This window comes from Paenibacillus uliginis N3/975, from assembly GCF_900177425.1.
Taxonomy (GTDB): domain Bacteria; phylum Bacillota; class Bacilli; order Paenibacillales; family Paenibacillaceae; genus Paenibacillus_AQ; species Paenibacillus_AQ uliginis.
Genome location: NZ_LT840184.1, coordinates 2,737,835 through 2,755,177 on the forward strand (window position 1 = coordinate 2,737,835; position 17,343 = coordinate 2,755,177).

Annotated in this window: 14 protein-coding genes; 10 read left to right on the forward strand and 4 right to left on the reverse strand. The window is 43.1% G+C overall.

The genetic code is table 11. The annotated features are described in order from the left end of the window. The first annotated feature begins 35 nt into the window (after nucleotides 1-35). Together B9N86_RS12950 and B9N86_RS12955 are read left to right on the forward strand one after the other, a co-directional pair. Complete coding sequence (locus tag B9N86_RS12950) at nucleotides 36-1,802, forward strand: ABC transporter ATP-binding protein (protein ID WP_208919641.1); 1,767 nt, start codon at nucleotides 36-38, stop codon at nucleotides 1,800-1,802. Beyond that, nucleotides 1,795-3,540: an ABC transporter ATP-binding protein gene (locus tag B9N86_RS12955; RefSeq protein WP_208919642.1), complete on the forward strand. Its 1,746-nt coding sequence runs from the start codon at nucleotides 1,795-1,797 to the stop codon at nucleotides 3,538-3,540. The genes B9N86_RS12950 and B9N86_RS12955 overlap by 8 nt, the downstream gene beginning before the upstream one ends. 100 nt (nucleotides 3,541-3,640) lie before the next feature. On the opposite strand, the gene B9N86_RS12960 is transcribed toward B9N86_RS12955, so the two are convergent. The 3 genes from B9N86_RS12960 to B9N86_RS12970 all read right to left on the reverse strand — a co-directional run bounded on the left by B9N86_RS12960 (nucleotide 3,641) and on the right by B9N86_RS12970 (nucleotide 6,569). Further along, nucleotides 3,641-5,068, reverse strand: coding sequence for a M23/M56 family metallopeptidase (locus tag B9N86_RS12960; RefSeq protein ID WP_208919643.1), 1,428 nt, complete (start codon nucleotides 5,066-5,068; stop codon nucleotides 3,641-3,643). 4 nt (nucleotides 5,069-5,072) lie between these two features. Beyond that, entirely contained in the window at nucleotides 5,073-5,447 is a 375-nt protein-coding gene (locus B9N86_RS12965) for a BlaI/MecI/CopY family transcriptional regulator (protein ID WP_208919644.1), read from the reverse strand. A gap of 213 nt (nucleotides 5,448-5,660) precedes the next feature. Then, nucleotides 5,661-6,569 carry an AraC family transcriptional regulator gene (locus B9N86_RS12970; RefSeq protein WP_208919645.1) on the reverse strand — a complete coding sequence of 303 codons (909 nt, stop codon included), beginning with the start codon at nucleotides 6,567-6,569 and terminating at the stop codon, nucleotides 5,661-5,663. Between the two features lie 101 nt (nucleotides 6,570-6,670). On the opposite strand from B9N86_RS12970, the gene B9N86_RS12975 reads away from it, so the two are divergent. The 5 genes from B9N86_RS12975 (at nucleotide 6,671) to mgtE (ending at nucleotide 13,034) form a co-directional block, all read left to right on the forward strand. Further along, a complete protein-coding gene (locus tag B9N86_RS12975) occupies nucleotides 6,671-7,588 on the forward strand; it encodes an EamA family transporter (RefSeq protein ID WP_208919646.1) in 918 nt (305 codons plus the stop codon). Nucleotides 7,589-8,204: 616 nt separating this feature from the next. Further along, nucleotides 8,205-8,732, forward strand: coding sequence for a sigma-70 family RNA polymerase sigma factor (locus B9N86_RS12980; protein WP_208919647.1), 528 nt, complete (start codon nucleotides 8,205-8,207; stop codon nucleotides 8,730-8,732). Beyond that, nucleotides 8,725-9,429 carry a hypothetical protein gene (locus B9N86_RS12985; protein ID WP_208919648.1) on the forward strand — a complete coding sequence of 235 codons (705 nt, stop codon included), beginning with the start codon at nucleotides 8,725-8,727 and terminating at the stop codon, nucleotides 9,427-9,429. Before B9N86_RS12980 ends, B9N86_RS12985 begins: the two co-directional genes overlap by 8 nt. 137 nt (nucleotides 9,430-9,566) lie before the next feature. After that, nucleotides 9,567-11,366, forward strand: a complete 1,800-nt coding sequence (pepF, locus tag B9N86_RS12990; RefSeq protein ID WP_208919649.1) for an oligoendopeptidase F — start codon at nucleotides 9,567-9,569, stop codon at nucleotides 11,364-11,366. 303 nt (nucleotides 11,367-11,669) lie between these two features. Continuing rightward, nucleotides 11,670-13,034 (forward strand): magnesium transporter, encoded by a 1,365-nt coding sequence (mgtE, locus tag B9N86_RS12995; protein ID WP_208919650.1) that lies wholly within the window; start codon nucleotides 11,670-11,672, stop codon nucleotides 13,032-13,034. Nucleotides 13,035-13,142: 108 nt separating this feature from the next. Here the strand turns inward: mgtE and B9N86_RS13000 are convergent, their stop codons facing one another. Then, entirely contained in the window at nucleotides 13,143-14,570 is a 1,428-nt protein-coding gene (locus B9N86_RS13000) for an aminotransferase-like domain-containing protein (RefSeq protein WP_208919651.1), read from the reverse strand. 110 nt (nucleotides 14,571-14,680) lie between these two features. Between B9N86_RS13000 and B9N86_RS13005 the strand changes: the two genes are divergently transcribed. The 3 genes from B9N86_RS13005 (at nucleotide 14,681) to B9N86_RS13015 (ending at nucleotide 17,331) form a co-directional block, all read left to right on the forward strand. Continuing rightward, nucleotides 14,681-15,460, forward strand: a complete 780-nt coding sequence (locus tag B9N86_RS13005) for a PhzF family phenazine biosynthesis protein (RefSeq protein ID WP_208919652.1) — start codon at nucleotides 14,681-14,683, stop codon at nucleotides 15,458-15,460. 167 nt (nucleotides 15,461-15,627) lie between these two features. Continuing rightward, a complete protein-coding gene (locus tag B9N86_RS13010) occupies nucleotides 15,628-15,933 on the forward strand; it encodes an ArsR/SmtB family transcription factor (protein WP_208919653.1) in 306 nt (101 codons plus the stop codon). A 51-nt stretch (nucleotides 15,934-15,984) separates the two neighbouring features. Continuing rightward, entirely contained in the window at nucleotides 15,985-17,331 is a 1,347-nt protein-coding gene (locus B9N86_RS13015; RefSeq protein ID WP_208919654.1) for an MATE family efflux transporter, read from the forward strand. Nucleotides 17,332-17,343 lie beyond the last annotated feature (12 nt).

Genomic DNA, 17,343 nt, shown 5'->3' on the forward strand with positions numbered 1-17,343 from the left:
GAGATGTCGTACACATCAAGAAAGGGGGCTATGTCATGTCAACTTCACTTCAATTCTTGCTCCGTCTGGCTGGCAAACAGCGCGGAAAACTGATATTGTCCTGTCTCAGCTCCGCAGTTAGCGCTTTATGTACTTTGATTCCATTTGTAATTGTGTATCAATTAGCAGAAGTAGTTCTTGAACAGCCTGTCGATTTTGCTGCGGTTCAGAAGCTTATACTGATTGCACTGATTGCTATTTTACTTAGGTTTGTGTTGATGGGTATATCAACGATGCTAGCACACGCTGCGGCGTTTCATGTGTTGTATGATTTGCGTGTCCGTCTGATCGACAAGTTGGGAAAGCTGCCACTTGGTTTTTTCAGTGCACAGCATTCCGGGGGACTGAAGAAGATTATCGCAGATGATGTTGAGCGTATCGAATCTTTTATTGCACATCATCTGCCTGATCTGACCGCTTCAGTCGTAGCACCGCTGCTAACGGCGGCATACTTATTCACTGTTGATTGGCGGTTGGCGATTGCTGCGCTACTTCCGATCCCTGCAGCGTTTGCTGTTCAGGGACTGATGACAGCACGCGGTAGACGAAGCGACGATATGAAACGGATGCATGATCTTTCAGAAAACATGAACGGAGCGATCGTAGAATTTGTCCATGCGATGCCGGTCATCAAAGCGTTTAACCAAACGGTACAATCGTTTGCCCGTTATCATGACTCCGTGGAGAATTATGCAGACTTATGGACGCAAATAGCCCGCAGAAAGACACCATTATATGTCTTGTTTCTATTGCTGCTGGAATCGGGGCTGCTATTTATCATGCCTGCAGGACTCTGGTTATATAGTCATCATGCGATTAATTTCTCTGTCTTGCTGCTCTTCCTGCTGCTAGGTGTTGGGCTAACGGCACCACTACGGCAAATTTCAACGCTTAGCCACATGATGCAGAACAATCTGGAAAGTGTTCGTCGCATTGAAGCTGTGCTTGCGGAAGAAGAACAGTCAGTACCTGAACACTCCACGGCACATCAGCCACAGCGGTTTGATATTGATTTCAAAAAGGTCCATTACTCCTACGGCAAGCGGGAGGTATTGAAAGGGGTCGATCTAAACGCGGGGCATGGCAAGGTAACTGCCTTTGTTGGTCCATCCGGAGCGGGTAAATCGACCGCCGCCCAGTTAATCGCCCGTTTCTTCGATCCTGCTAATGGAGAAATAACGCTCGGAGGTATCGATCTTCGTTCCATCGCACCGGAGCAATTGATGGATATGGTGTCGTTTGTATTTCAGGACGTGCCAGTGATTAGTGATACCGTTTCCGCTAATTTGCGGATGGGTAAAAATGCTGCTGACGATTCCGAGCTGATTCAAGCGGCACAAGCAGCTCAGGCTCATGAATTTATCATCGCGCTGCCTGACGGCTACGATACGCAGATAGGCGATGGTGGAATTCCTTTAAGCGGAGGGGAACGCCAGCGACTTGCGATTGCCCGTGCTATTCTGAAGAACTCTCCAGTCCTGATTCTCGATGAAGCTTTTGCTTTTGCCGATGCAGAAAATGAGTCGAAAATACAGGTTGCGTTAAGCAGTCTACTACAGGGTAAGACGGTTGTAGTTATTGCACATAGGCTTTCCACGATTGCAGATGCGGATTGTATTGTCGTCTTTGACGACGGGCATGTCATTGGAACGGGAACCCACACGGAGCTGCTTGAGCACTGCCCTCTGTACGCCAGCATGTGGAAGGCCCACCGGGAAGCCGGAGATTGGTCGCTGGAAGGAAAGGAGGAATCCCATGTTTAAAACCATCCGTTTAATTACAGGAGAGTCTGGCAAATTATTATCTCGGGCTACCTGGTATACCGTGCTTGAAATTATTGCTAACGCAGCTCCCGCCGGTCTTTTATATTTTATTCTGGCATCCTTGTTTCAAGGTGAGGTAACGCTAAAACAAATTCTTTGGTGGTCGGCATGGTTGGTCGGGATGTTTGCCCTCCAGGCGCTATTTGCCAGTCGTGGACAGATTGAGGCTCAAAGCAGCGGAGCTTCCATTATGAAAGATGTCCGTCTGCGTCTAGGTGAGCATCTGAGGAAGCTGCCCATGGGCTATTTTTCCCGGCGGGACCAAGGCGATATCAGCCATACCTTACTGGCTAATGTGGATGAAGTAGAAATGATATTGACTCATCTCTTTAATCAAGTCATTGGTTCGATTATCCTGCCAGTCGTCAGTGCGCTATTTTTGCTGTTCATTGATTGGCGGCTGGCTCTTGCCGTGCTCGTATCCGTACCGCTGGCGCTTCCTCTCTTGTTCTGGTCACAGAGTCTGATGAGCAAGAGGAGCAAGAAGCGGCAGGAAGCGGCAGCTGCCGTGAACTCTCGGCTGCTGGAATATGTTCAGACGATCCGGTTGATCAAAGCTCATAATCAGACAGGACAGCGGTTTTCGCGTTTAGACAACGCGATGGCACGGCTTAGAGACGATAGCATCCGGGTCGAAGTGATAACCTCTCCAGTTGTCATGCTGTTCTCCATTATTTTGGAGCTTGGATTTGTGTTTCTACTATTTATTGGTAGTTTCTTATTGGCAGGCGGTGTCCTGGATACGTCCGTATTCCTGATTTTCCTTGTGGTAAGCATGAAGTTTTATCAGCCTTTACGGTCGGCGGGAACAGCGCTGACACAAATGCGATATATGGCTTCTGCTGGAGAGCGTATTCGCGAATTGTTTGCTGAATCCGCACTACCTGAACCGGAGCATCCACAGCGTCCTTCCTCGTTCGATATCGAGTTAGAGGACGTGCATTTTTCTTATGGAGACAAGGAGATTTTGAACGGGATTCAATTTCAGGTTCCCGAAAGCAATTTGGTCGCTTTGGTCGGACCTTCTGGTGCGGGAAAGTCGACGATTGCCGGTTTGGTTTCGCGTTTTTGGGACGTAACGGGAGGTGCTGTGAAGATTGGAGGCATCGATGTAAGAGCTATGTTAAGCGATGAACTTCTGGCCATGGTAAGCACGGTTCAGCAGCAGCCCTATCTATTTAATGAAACGATCGCAGCCAATATCCGAAAGGGCAGACCGGATGCTACGACTGAAGAGGTAATTGAAGCAGCCAAAGCAGCGCATTGTCACGATTTTATCATAAATTTACCCCAAGGATACGACACCGTTGCCGGGGAGGGTGGGGCAGCGCTATCCGGCGGAGAGAAGCAGCGTATTTCAATAGCTCGGGCTATTCTCAAGGATGCTCCTATCGTCATTCTCGACGAAGCCACCGCTTCCCTTGATCCGGAAAATGAAGTGCATTTACAAAGAGCGATCAGCAAGCTGGCTTATAGTAAAACGGTGCTAGTCATCGCTCATCGCTTAAAAACAATCCAGGCGGCAGACCGGATTCTAGTTGTAGATCAGGGAAGGATTGTGGAAGCAGGCAGACATGAGGAACTTTTGTCCATGGGCGGTATATACCACAGATTGTGGCAAGAGCAGCAGAGACTAGGGGGATGGAAGATCAAGGCACAACAAGTTTCTGAAGTATAATCTAGGAGAACAACGATAGAGGACCGTCACGGTTTTTTAATGAGGTATGAAAAAGACAGCCCATCAGGAGCTGTCCTTGTTACCAAGAGTGGCTCTATGGCTACTCTTTTGTTGTTTCGGTTACCAAAAACTGCATCGGATCGATCGGCGTGCCGTTTTTGAGAATCTGGAAATTCAGGTGCGGTCCCGTGCTTCGCCCAGTACTACCTAACAGACCGATGAGCTGACCTTGGGTAACAGTAGCTCCAGCGGTAACCTCCAGCTTTTCCAAGTGAGAATAAACGGTTTGATATCCGTCTTCATGCACGATAATGACGTGGTTGCCCAATGTGGTATTGTATTCCGCCTTGAGCACTTTGCCAGCTGCGGCTGCTTTTGCAGGCGTATTCAAATTGTTAATGATGTTGATTCCCTTTTGATCAGGCGTGCTACGGATGTCACCTGCCACTGGTGTGACGAAGGTGAGTTCTTTACCTAGTACTTTTTGTGCATCGGTAAGAGTGAAAACACCTAAAGCCAAGACGACAATGATACCGGATGCCGTCCACGTGTAAGCCCGTTTTTTGAACCTACTAATCATTATGATTCTCCTTTTTACATGTTTTTTGGAGCTGGAAAATCCGGCTGTGATGCTTATCTTTTTTGGCTCTGCGTATAGTTCGAGCATTTTGATCATGGTGTGGCCGTAGAGCGGTACTTCCGTTTCCTTCAAATAAGTAAGGACCAAAGCATCACAAGCCATTTCCTGATCCTGGCGCATGCGGGAAGCGGCGTACCATAACAGCGGGTTAAACCAGTTTACAATCAGGAGCATACTTATGATACTGTTCACGCCAATATCTCGTCTTTTCCAATGCGCTAGCTCATGCAATAAAATGTGCCGTAGCTCTTGCTCGTCGAGGTTTTCCAAAATGCTTGCAGGAAGCCAGATTTGCGGTCGCCATATCCCCATTAAAGCAGGGCTCGTCATTCGGTGACTCATCCGCAAAGGTATGGGTGTGGTGACGCCCATCTGCTGCTTGCACTGGGAAAGAGATCGCAAAATAGTTTGATCCTGAACAGTCGAATCGTCTTTTACCCGAGAAAGAAATCTGTATGTGGTGTAAATCGTAGTGACAGCAAGAATAATGACCCCGACGATCCAGATGAGCGAAAGGACGCTGAACCATGAAAAGCCCGCTTCAGTAGAAAGGTATGTATCTCGGTGGGGGATGGAATTATGCGGATAGGCCTCTTCAGTAGGCTGAAAAGAACCAGATGCCGTTAGCAGGTGAGCTTCCTGGATGCTACCCAAAGACGGCGTGGGTAGCCAGTTGAACAAACTAAGAGAGCTATCGGACGACCACGGAACTACCAGTTTCCATATGAGAAGGAACCATACGGCGTAGTGCCATCTGACGGGCAGACGTTCTTTGCCAAGCTGCTTGCAGAGCAAGATCAGGAAGACGAGAAAGCAGGCCTGTATGGAGTTATGCAGTGTCCACGAAAATGCTTGATTGAGATAAAACGTTACTGAATTCCAATCCACCAGGTTATTTCTCCTTTTCGGAAAGGATTTTCTTCAACTCATCAATCTCTTGGGAGGAGAGCTGTTCTTCTTGTAAATAGTGAACCAGCATCGGCTTTAGTGCGCCACCATACACGCGTTGCAAAAAGGATTGGCGTTCTGTACGTTTGCATTCCTCTTCACTTCGTGCAGGAGAGTAATAATAGACTCGGTTGATCTGTTCAAACGTGAGAATTCCCTTTTGTAAAAGTCGGTTGAGTAAGGTTTTGACCGTCTTGTCTTTCCACGTCTTGTGGTCTCGTAGCGCAAGAATGACATCTGATGCAGTAGCAGGTGATTTTGTCCAGATTACCTTCATAATCTCCCACTCCGCATCTGAGATTCGTGGTTGCTCGTCCACACATATCATCTCCTTTGATTACAAGTGTAGTCTATTTCTTTTCAATAGATTACAATCATAATCTATGTTTGTCAACGGACGATTCCACATCAAATGAGCTGGCTATAAAGAGACAGCAAAAACCCTCTCCAATCAGACAATACGAATATTAGAGGAAGTGCACACAAGATAGGCGGCATCCAGGAGATGTCGCCTACTTTCGTTTAGTGGCATTTATACGCCTTCCGAGTTCGTCCATTGTTCCAACTGATTCTTTTTATAAGCAAGAGGTGTCATGTTCATCGATTTACTAAATTTATCAATAAAATAACTTGTACTATTGAATCCGACTTGATAGGCAACCTCGGTTACATTTGATTCCGGACGCCGGAGTAGGTCTAAGCTTTGTTGGATTCTGTATTCGATAACATAACTTAACGGTGACGTTTTTATCATTCGTTTGAAATATCGGCATGTTTCAGAACGACTTAATTGGCCAACTCTAGCAATATCTTCGAGCCTGATCTTCTCTGTATAATGTTGATGTATCCAGTTCAACATTCGTTTGATTCTTTGATAACTCATGTTTTCCGTCTGATCGTTTTCTATTTGAGGGGTGTTCGATACAATGCTACGCCATATAAAAGTCAGCATAACCGATATATCGATCTCATACCGTGGAGGTTTTTTCTGAATACATTGATTTATTTTCACGATCGCATCTAAAATTTCCTTTCCAAAGCTTTCGTTAGGATTTAAAAAATAGTAAGGAACATTCGTTGCTTGAATATAGGGATATACATAAGAAGCGTGAAGCTCCTTGGGTAAAACAAATTGCGGAGAAACGTTCAAACAGATATACGTGCAACGGGTATCGTTCCAATCTTCTGCCATGTGCAAACAACCACTATTAATAAATAACCCTTCACCTTGCCGGATGACCATTTCTTCATCATTGATTTGAAAAAGTGCTTCGCCTCGCACGATGTATACAAACTGCAATTCATCATGCCAATGGAGAGGGATGTAGCCATGTATGTTGTGATTTATAGTTGTTTCATAACAGGCAACGGGTAACTCGACTGTACGATGTTGAGTTAGTTCCTTTAGACTTTGATCAATCATGATATTTTTGATTTGCAAGCCATCACCTCAATATATTTATATTTTTATATATGATTATGGTATGAAAACAACATGTTCCTCTTTATTATAACAATATCATTATATTGAGGGGACCATCCATGATAAACAACCAACCTAATAGAAAAACCGGACTACTGCTGGTGATGACGGGAGCCATCTGTTGGGGCGTTGGCGGTACCGTATCACAAAAACTCTTTCAACAATATGGCGTAAGTGTGAGTTGGCTCGTTACGACCCGTCTGCTCATTGCCGGTATCTTACTGTTAACAGTTCAATATTTTGCAAAGGACCGCTCCCAAATCCTGCGTGTTTGGAGACATAAAAAGACAGCCGCACAGCTGGTTATCTTCGGGTTATTGGGTATGCTTGCCGTACAATACACGTACATGGCTTCCATTCAACAAGGCAATTCGGCTGTTGCAACGCTATTGCAATATTTGGCACCTGTTATGATTATTTTCTATTTGATTCTACGCAAACAAGCTATGCTAAAGCGTCAAGATGTATTGATTGTTTCGCTTGCATTGGTCGGTTGCTTTCTCCTGCTAACCAATGGCTCTTTTTCTCATTTATCTGTTCCAGTCGCTGCCATCGTATGGGGTGTTTTGTCAGGTGCGGCTTTAGCATTCTACACGTTATATGCCGTTCCACTGCTAGAGAAATTTGATTCGCTTGTCGTAGTAGGTTGGGCAATGGTCATTGGCGGTGTTGCCTTAAGCTTTATCCATCCGCCGTGGAAAATTGATATTAATGTGCTTACAGCTGAAGGCTATCTATATTTAGCATTCGTTGTGGTATTTGGCACCATGATCGCATTTTGGTTTTATATCGAAAGCTTGCAAAGTCTCTCGCCGAAAGAAACAAGCCTCTTGGGCAGTCTTGAGCCACTGGCAGCCGTTCTGACAACGGTAGTTTGGTTAAAGGAACCTTTTGAAGGGTTTCAGTGGTTGGGTGCAGCTTGTATCATCGGGATGATAGTCTTTATAGCTACAACAAATTCTACAGATTCGGGATAATGCTACTGCGGCAGCATTCAGAACAATTTTTGGAGCATCGATTCGGATTGTTAGGACAACGATAGTGGACCATCACGTTTTTTAATGAGATATGAAAAAGACAGCCCATCAGGAGCTGTCCTTGTTACAAAGAGTGGCTCCATGGCTACTCTTTTTTTGTTTCGGTTAACAAAAAATGTATCGGATCGACGGGCGTGCCGTTTTCGAGAATCTGGAAGTGCCTTCAGCCATTCTTGGCATGGAATCGGTTATTGTAAACAAGAATATGAGATCGGGTTTGAGACTCTTCGGCGCTGCCGTATTTTATTTTTGGATTTAACCTAGTGTTAAGCTTGTTTGACATTAATCTTCGGATTTTTACGTAGAAAACATTCTTAAGTGAGATTGGTTTTCTAAAATCATTAATCGGATAATTGTGTGGAAGAACATCAAATAAGCATTTATAGAAAGATAATGATTGACTAAGGCAAGTTATTTGAAAAAATGTGACGACTGGGCAAATTTTATGCTCAGTTTTTTTGCGAAAATATTGCAAGAAATTTTTTCGGAAATTTAAGCCAAACTAAATAGTTCTCCGTCTAATGGGTGTAAGTCAGAAATTAAACAGAGTTAGAAGGTGAATGTTATCATTCGGACAGTCAGAAAGGCACAAAGGGGAAACGATAAAGCATTCTTAAAACTATTCCAACAATATGAGGAAGATTTATATCGTATCGCTTATGTGTATGTCAAAAACAAAGACGATGCGTTGGATGTGGTTCAAGAAACAGCTTACCTGTCGTTTAAAAAGATCAATACATTGAAGAATCCAGAGTATTTCAAAACATGGTTAACGAAAATTGCTATTAGTTGTTCGATCGATCTTCTTCGAAAACGCAAGAAGGTAATTCATTTAAAGCCAGGATATGAAGAATTTGTAGGTTCGGATGATGAAGATGTTCCACTCTCGTTATCACTTCAAGGATTAGTAGATACGTTAAATGAAGATGAAAAAAGTATTGTTCTTCTAAGGTTTTATTATGATCATACCTTCAGGGAAATTTCAGAGATATTAGAAATTCCCTTAGGAACAGCAAAATCCGTATTATATCGTGCATTAGATAAACTACGTAAACAAGTGAAGGAGGCGGGTATGTATGAGTAATCGAATAAAACAAGAACTAGAAAAAATTGAAATCCCAAAAGAATTACATGAAAGAAGTGAACTAGGGATTAAAGCAGCAAGTTCTGAAATGAAGGGAAGAGGAATAATAAATAAAGCTATAAAAGTTCTAGGAGGTGTAGCTGCGGTAGCTGTTTTATCAATTAGTTTAACGGCGGCAGTTAATCCTGGTTTCGCAAGTTCACTTCAAGGTTTTTTCAAGGACATTACGAATTGGAAAGGTGCAGTTATAGGTACGGAGTACTATCAAGCGACTGATGAAATAAGTGTTACGGTTTCCGACTTGAACATGAAAAACAATCATTTTGTTTTACCAATCACCGTTACTTTTGAACAAGCAGATAAAACTCCTTTTATTATGGCTGAAGCCTTAACATTCGGTGAATTTAAAGTTATAAGTCATTCTGGAGTCGAAGTTACTGCGGAGCAAATTCAAGTCGAACCTCAAGCATCAAAGGAATTCAGCTTTGACATTGAAGACAGCCACAAATTACTAACAGAAGTAGAAAACAAAAATCCCACAAAAAGGGAGTTTAAAGCAAGCCTTGTCATTGATAAAGAATTCTTAGGCTTTGACGACACATTTACCATAGTCATTAATTCATTTTTTGAACATAGTAAGGGAGATGCACGCTTGGAGATAAAAGGAAATTGGAAGTTGGGATTTTCAACAAAATAATTAACATTGAGAGGTCATGGTTAAAATGACCTCTTTATGCCGAAATATGCAGGTAAAGGCTTACTAATCTATGATACAATGGGATTTATTGGTGCCATACATTGGTCAATTAATAACATGGGAGAGGTGCTTAGCGTATGTCGAAAATTTTAACCCGAGCAGAAGTGGATACGGAATCAACATGGAATTTGAATGATATCTTTGAAACAAAAGAGGCATGGGAAGAAGAATTAAACGCTGTTCAGAAGGACATCTCCTCTGTTACGAAATATGAAGGAAGACTCAGAGAAGGAGCAGATACACTGCTAGCCTGTCTTAATGCACAGGAAGAGCTGCAAGGCAGAATCAACCGTGTAGGAGCCTATGCTTATCTGCATCAATCTGGAGACAGCATCAGTCCTGAGAATCAGATGAACGCTGCGAAAGCGCGCGATCTTTCTTCACTAGTCAGTTCAGCTCTTACCTTTATCAAATCCGAGATTATCGCGCTTCCAGACGGAACGATTAACCAGTACATAAAAGAACAGCCCGAACTTCAGGTGTTCGAACGCAGTCTCGGATTGCTTTTGCAAACCAAGCCGCACAGATTGACAGCAGAGACGGAAAAGGTTCTTGCTTCTTTTGGTGAAGTATTAGGGGCGCCTTACCGCATCTATGAGCGCAGCAAGCTGGCAGATATGACATTCCCGTCTACAGAGAACGGCCGAGGGGAAGAAGTGCCGGTTTCGTTTGCACTTTATGAGAACAAGTACGTTGAATCTTCGGACACTGAGCTGCGCCGTAATTCGTTTAAAGCCTTTAGCGAAACACTGTACAAATACCGCAATACGTTTGCTGAAGCCTACGGTACCGAAGTGAAGCGACAAGTGATTGAATCGCGTCTGCGCGGATATGACTCCGTTACGGATATGCTCTTGACGCCGCAGCAAGTCTCAACGGAAATGTATAACAACATTTTGGATATTCTGCAGGAAGAGCTTGCGCCTCATATGCGAAAATATGCCGCACTCAAGAAACGGGTGCTCCATTTAGACGAGATGACGTTTGCAGATCTGAAAGCTCCGCTTGATCCTGATTTCAGTCCTGGCATTTCTTTTCAGGAAGCAGGAGATCTAATCAAGGAAGCCTTAACCATCCTTGGTCCGGAATACGGGGAGATCGTATCGGATGCCTTTAATAATCGTTGGGTGGATTACGCGGATAACGCAGGGAAGAGAACGGGTGCGTTCTGCATGTCGATTCCTGGAGTCCATTCCTATATTTTGATTAGCTGGGCTGATAGCATGAGAGGTGCCTTTACGCTGGCCCATGAAGTGGGACATGCCGGTCATCTAATGCTGGCGAGCAAATATCAGCGTTTGACGAACTCTAGACCTTCGCTGTATTTCATTGAAGCTCCTTCAACGATGAACGAACTCCTGCTGGTGGATCATTTGCTGGCACGTTCTAACGATCCGAGAATGCGCCGCTGGGTTATTTCCCAGTTGCTCGGCACCTATTTCCACAACTTTGTAACCCATTTGCTTGAAGGAGAGCTTCAGCGCCGGGTCTACGATCTTGCTATGAAAAATGTACCGATTACTGCCGTGAAATTGTGTGAGTTGAAGGGAGATATCCTGTCTTCGTTCTGGGGAGAGGATGTGGTTATCGATGAGGATGCCAAGTTAACCTGGATGCGTCAACCGCATTACTATATGAGTTTGTACCCTTATACTTATGCAGCTGGTCTAACCGCTTCAACGGCTGTAGCACAGCTCATAAAAGAGGAAGGACAGCCTGCCGTGGATCGCTGGCTCGAGGTGTTAAAAGCCGGAGGATCTATGAGCCCGCTCGAACTGATGAAACTGGCAGGTGTGGACATGTCGAAGCCTGATCCAATTCGTAGCGCTGCAGCCTACGTAGGATCACTTATTGATGAGCTGGAGAGTTTGTATTAAGATCATGCTATTCTCGGGAGAATGCCTTATTTTGAAAAAGAAGCATTAGTACTGTGTTGAAATAATTTAAATCTATTTTAAGGGGTCCTTAATTTTAAGGACTCTTTTTTTATGGTCAATTGAGCATTGATTATGATGATAACAATAGGATCATTCAAACGAGTGAAACTGGAACAGTTACTAAAGACTCGGTATGACCCTTTAAGTATATGTCATGAAGATTCCGTGAATTATATAGAAAGCTTATAATAGCAAGATTTAAGATGGTTTTTTATGTTAATTCGCAGGAAGGAAGCAATCACTATGAATTCCAAATACATAAGAAAGAATGATGAAATTACGAATCGACTTCGAGTGTCTCTAGCATCCAACGAAATTCAGAAATTCATTTTAACTTTTCTAAGTCTACATGTATCAGACCAAGCAACATTCTTTTTAGAACTGAATGAAAGGAAGCGCGAAACGGTTCTTAAGTCTCTAAAACCGAGTGAGTTTGCCGGCATATTTCAGGAACTGAGTTTGGACGATCGAAGGCTTATAGTAGCGTATCTTGACTCTAAATATGTTACGGAAATGCTGAACTTTATGGTCTCGATCGAAGCAGCGGCTTTCGTAAGATCCCTTTCGCGGCGTAAAGCCGCTTCACTATTGAATGCTATGCAGCCTGAAGCTAGAACAAAGGTGGAGCGGATCTTGAAGTACCCAGTAGACTCTTCGGGTGCACTTATTCATACGGAGTTTCAAACCGTAGATAAAGCGGATACTGTTGAGGCGGTACTGAATCGGTTGCGTCTATCGAGCGAGGACAATTATTATTTTCTGTATGTTACCAATCAGGACCTTCGTTTGATCGGTGTAGTATTGATACATCAACTATTGCGAGCCCGATCAGACAGCAAGATGGAAATGCTCATGAACACGAATATCATCTCTATTCACGATCATGCTGATCAAACCAACGCAGCAGACTTGATCAAAAAGTATGATCTTCATGAGCTCCCTGTTACGGACCAAGACGGAATCATGATTGGAATCATTAAGGTTGATGATGTTCTCGATTTGCTGGAAGAGCGGATGACGCAGAGAATTCAGAATATTGCCGCGTTAAAAAGTGGATTGTCGTTTTCTTCAAGTACATTTAGATTAGTAACCCAAAGATTGCCTTGGCTTATTGGACTTACGGTGCTGGGTTTTCTGATGACTAAAATCATGGCTCCTTTTATTGCCTCACTGGAACATTTTACGACGCTAGCACTATTTATCCCGGTAATACTAGCAATGTCGGGTAACGGCGGAATTCAATCCTTATCTGTTGTCATTAGAAGAATGAGTGTGAGCCCAGTGAGAGGTAAGGACAGTTGGTATTTACTTGGAAAAGAAGCGGGCATCGGTGTGCTGACGGGGTTCGTTTGTGGGGTCTTCGCAACCGTGCTGTCAATCCTATTATTGGATTCGTCGCTGATGTTTAGCACGATCGTCGGTTTGGCACTATTTATATCTGTTCTGTTCGGAACAATAACCGGAGCAATACTCCCCTTAATCGTTAAACATCTGAATATAGACCCTGCAATTGCTTCTGGACCAGTGGTAACAACTTTAACTGACGTAGTGGCATTATTAATTTATTACAGTGTTTCTACTCTTCTTATACCATTTGCAACATCTTAACAAGAAGGAGTAGATATGTATGATCCTGATCGGGAAAACCTCACGTACGGTTTGATGAGGAGGGGCTGATGTTATTCAGCCCTTTTCTCTAGGCAAAAAGGCATATTTTCAGCTTGGAGTTATCTCTGGAGCTATTAGATGGTTAGTATGTTCTCTACTCAGCAAAAAATATTGAAGACGCTGGAGTCCCTGATTCAATTCCTCGGTATCGTGCACTGAAGACAGTGAAATACGAATGAATTGAGATTCTGTTTGTTTACGTGTTAGAAAACGGAGAGAGTGGTACACGTGGACTCCAGCCTTTAAAGCACTCTGTTCAAACTCCTGTAAACTATACTGCCTGGATAACGGAAGCCAGCGAAAAAAACTAAGGGGATTTTCACCTGAGTCATAGAACCGAAAATAATTCTGGTACAGCTTATTACGCTCCCGAGCAATCGTTCTTTTCTGTCGGATGATCTGATCCGCAATGTTGGAATGGATCAGTTCTGTAATCACTTCCGAATTCAAGGCTGAAGTTTTAATATTGACATTGAAAATCCCATAGGTCATTTTTTCAATAAATTGGTTTGCATAGGCAATATATGCTACTCTCATTCCGGAACTGAGTGATTTGGATGTGCTCAATATATATATACAGCGATCTGGCACAAAATGGGAGACCGGCAGTTCTCCTGGTGGTGCCAGAAAAGAATAGATGTCATCTTCAATTAAGATTAATTTGTGCTTGTTAATGATTTCAGCGATGTCTTTTCGCCGATTCGTCCCCATCATAATTGCAGTCGGATTATTGCAGGACGGAACAAGGTAAATTCCTTGTACGCTGTTCATTGTGCATACCGAATCAAGGTTCTCCGGCAACATGCCCGATGTGTCTCCTTCTACAGGAACTAACTGAATATTCAATATATTCGCCAGTTCAATGAAATTAGGATACGTATATACGTCCACAGCGATTTTATCACCAGGATGAAAAAGAGACATTAGCGTCAGAGCAAGCGCATTTTGTGCCCCGGAAGTGATCGCAATATTTTCCACATCAACGTCCATTCCAAACCGCTGCATCCATGCTCTAGCTGCTGATCTATGATATGGCATGCCGAGCGGTTGCCGGTAATCCAGCAGGGTTTCTAAATAATCTTTACCGGAAATCTGCCGAATGATTTCTGCAACCTGTGTATTGCATTCATCTAGAGGTTGTATAATTCCCATTTCAATACTGTGAAATTTCTCCGCGTGATCCTCAAGAAATATGGCATTTCTCACATTTGGAGTGACAAAAGTGCCCCTACCTGTAACTGCGTATATTAGTCCTTTAACCTCGCATATTTTAAAAGCACGTGTGATTGTACTCAAATTAACATCCAGATAATCTGCCAGTTCACGCTGAGGTGGAAGCTGTATATTAGGGGCCAGATAACCGTTGATAATATCATATTCAAGTAGACTGGCAATTGAGCGGTAAATCGGTGAGGCCAACTTTTTTTTGTCTGGCGTCCAGCTCATCGGATAATTTTCAAAAGAATTTACAGGCATAATGGTCCTCCTAATATTGTGTTGCATACAATTTTATCATTGAATACATACAATTTGTAATGATAAAGTGATATTTATGATTTAACATGATCATTCGAGGAGGAGTACAATTGAAATATTATGTAGTTGATGCATTTGCGGAACAAGTATTCGAAGGGAACCCCGCAGGTATCTGTATTATGGATCAATGGATTTCCAATGATCTGATGCAAAAAATCGCTGCTGAAAATAATCTTTCTGAAACGGCGTTTGCTGTAAAAGAAAGAGAGCACTACCAGTTAAGATGGTTTACGCCTGCGGAAGAAATTGACCTTTGTGGACATGCCACCCTGGCAACCGCTTATATCATCGCCAACTATTATGAACCTGATGCCGACCGTTTTACTTTCCAGACATTGAGCGGGGAACTGGTTGTACTTAAAAAAGGGGAGTTATATGAAATGGATTTTCCGAGCCGGATGCCTGAACCATTTACATTGACTCAGGAGATGGTGGAGGCCCTTGGCGTGACTCCGGTAGAAACTTATCTCAGTAGAGACTTGATGTTTGTGCTAGAGAGAGAAGAGCAGGTGCGGAATATAACGCCTGACTTCTCTAAACTTAAAAATTTGCCAGATGGAATAGGGGCTTCTGTAACAGCAAAAGGGACGAATTTTGATTTTGTGTCCAGAAGCTTTTTTCCAAAATTGAATGTGAATGAAGACCCTGTATGCGGTTCGGCACACTGCAATTTTATCCCTTTCTGGGCCGGGCGCCTCGGAAAAAATGAGTTGTTAGCGAGACAGCTCTCCAGTCGCGGCGGTACACTGCACTGTCGGCTGGAAGGAGACCGGGTAAAAATCAGCGGGACTGCGGTTCTGTACGCCATATCAGAGCTGCAGATCGATTAACTCAGTAGGGACCGGCAATTATGCGTGCGTAGCAAAAACTGCAGAACTGGGCATTTCCCTTCCTGAAAGAATGGAACGCATCAAAAAAAACTGATGCTTGACGTGTATCATATGGCTTGCTACAATGAACGCATCAAAAATAATTGATGGGAAGTTGAGGTGACAACATGGAGGTTCCTATTATTCAAGAGGACATCTTGAGCGTGTACGAACAGAAATTTAAAGCTCTTTCCGATAAAAATCGGTTAAGAATCATTTATGAATTAAACCAAAGAGGTAAAGTTTGTGTGTGCGAATTAACCGACATGCTTGATCTGCCTCAGTCGAAACTGTCTTATCATTTAAAAATGTTACTTGATGCAAATCTTATACTTGTGGAACGCATTGGAAAATGGAACTTTTATGAGCTAAACAACGAAGAAGTCAGAGGACTATTATCTGAACAGCTGTGCTGCATTTTTTATCCGCTTTGATCCGACCCTTGTGGTCGGTTTTTACATTTAAGCAAGAAGGAGTAACTAGACATGAAAGGCACAAATGATTTGACCCAAGGTCCTATTATGCCTACTTTGATGAAATTGACGATTCCCATCATTGCAACCAATTTCATATCTACAACCTATGGTCTTGTCGACATGATCTGGGTAGGGAGGCTAGGAAGCGGTCCTGTTGCGGCGATTGGCACGGCAAGCTTCTTCATCAATTTAGCGATTGCTTTAGCGACAATGATAACGATCGGTACAGGGATCAAGGTTTCACATTGTATGGGAGCCGGTCAGGTAGAACAAGCTAGGTCATATGTGAAGAACGGATTTGTTATGTCTGTTGTATTAGGGCTTCTCTACATGGTTTTTATCGTATTGACTAAGGACCATCTTATTGGTTTCTTTGATCTTGGAAGTGATGAAGTTGAGTTGATGGCGAAGCAATTTTTATTGATTTCAATAATGGGTATCGTATTCTCAATCCTAAACACCTTATATGCAACCATTTTGAATGCTATGGGAAATAGTAAGCAGCCGTTTCATATTTTTTCAGTTGGTCTCATTTTGAATATCATCCTCGATCCATTCTTAATATTTGGAGTGGGCAGTTTTGAGGGTTGGGGAGTTGCAGGGGCAGCGATTGCCACTCTAACGGCCAATGTATTAGTGACCGTGCTGTTTATCATCCAAACAAGAAGTTCCCAATTTATGTCTAAATCGTCGGTTTGGGATAGCCATCTCATGAAACAAGTAATCCGGATGGGGCTTCCGATAACTATTCAACGGGTCACCTTTACAATTATATCGATTATCATTGCAAAGATCATTGTGCGGTGGGGTGCTGACGCCATTGCGGTTCAAAAAGTCGGGATACAAATTGAATCTATTTCCTATATGACCATCGGTGGTCTACAAGGGGCTATTGCTGCCTTTTTTGGACAAAATTACGGAGCTCGTCAATTGGATCGAATTCAGCAGGGTTATCGCAAAGCATTGCTGCTGACATCTATATTTGGTACTTTCATTTCACTTGTATTTATCATATTTCCACAACAACTCTTTTCACTGTTCCTATCCGATGAGGCTAGTTTAAAGTTAGGAACGGATTATATGCGAATTATCGGTTTCTCCCAATTGTTCATGTGTATGGAACTGATGACAGTAGGTGCATTTAACGGCATTGGCAAGACGCATATTCCGCCGATATTTAGTATTTTATTTACTGCGTTACGAATACCGCTTGCTTTAATCTTATCCGAACCGTTTGGTTTAAATGGGGTGTGGATGTCGATTGCACTGAGTAGTGTGTTTAAGGGTGTCATTCTGGTCTTCTGGTTTAGAAAATCTTTGCGCAATATAAATGTTCCGCAAGCCATTCATTTATAACAAGTCAAAAAG

Coding starts and splice junctions, on each gene's coding strand:
- B9N86_RS13010 (WP_208919653.1), top strand. CDS start 15,628: ATGGAGGTTCCTATTATTCAAGAGGACATCTTGAGCGTGTACGAACAG.
- B9N86_RS13000 (WP_208919651.1), bottom strand. CDS start 14,570: ATGCCTGTAAATTCTTTTGAAAATTATCCGATGAGCTGGACGCCAGAC.
- mgtE (WP_208919650.1), top strand. CDS start 11,670: ATGAATTCCAAATACATAAGAAAGAATGATGAAATTACGAATCGACTT.
- B9N86_RS12955 (WP_208919642.1), top strand. CDS start 1,795: ATGTTTAAAACCATCCGTTTAATTACAGGAGAGTCTGGCAAATTATTA.
- B9N86_RS13015 (WP_208919654.1), top strand. CDS start 15,985: ATGAAAGGCACAAATGATTTGACCCAAGGTCCTATTATGCCTACTTTG.
- B9N86_RS12985 (WP_208919648.1), top strand. CDS start 8,725: ATGAGTAATCGAATAAAACAAGAACTAGAAAAAATTGAAATCCCAAAA.
- B9N86_RS12975 (WP_208919646.1), top strand. CDS start 6,671: ATGATAAACAACCAACCTAATAGAAAAACCGGACTACTGCTGGTGATG.
- pepF (WP_208919649.1), top strand. CDS start 9,567: ATGTCGAAAATTTTAACCCGAGCAGAAGTGGATACGGAATCAACATGG.
- B9N86_RS12950 (WP_208919641.1), top strand. CDS start 36: ATGTCAACTTCACTTCAATTCTTGCTCCGTCTGGCTGGCAAACAGCGC.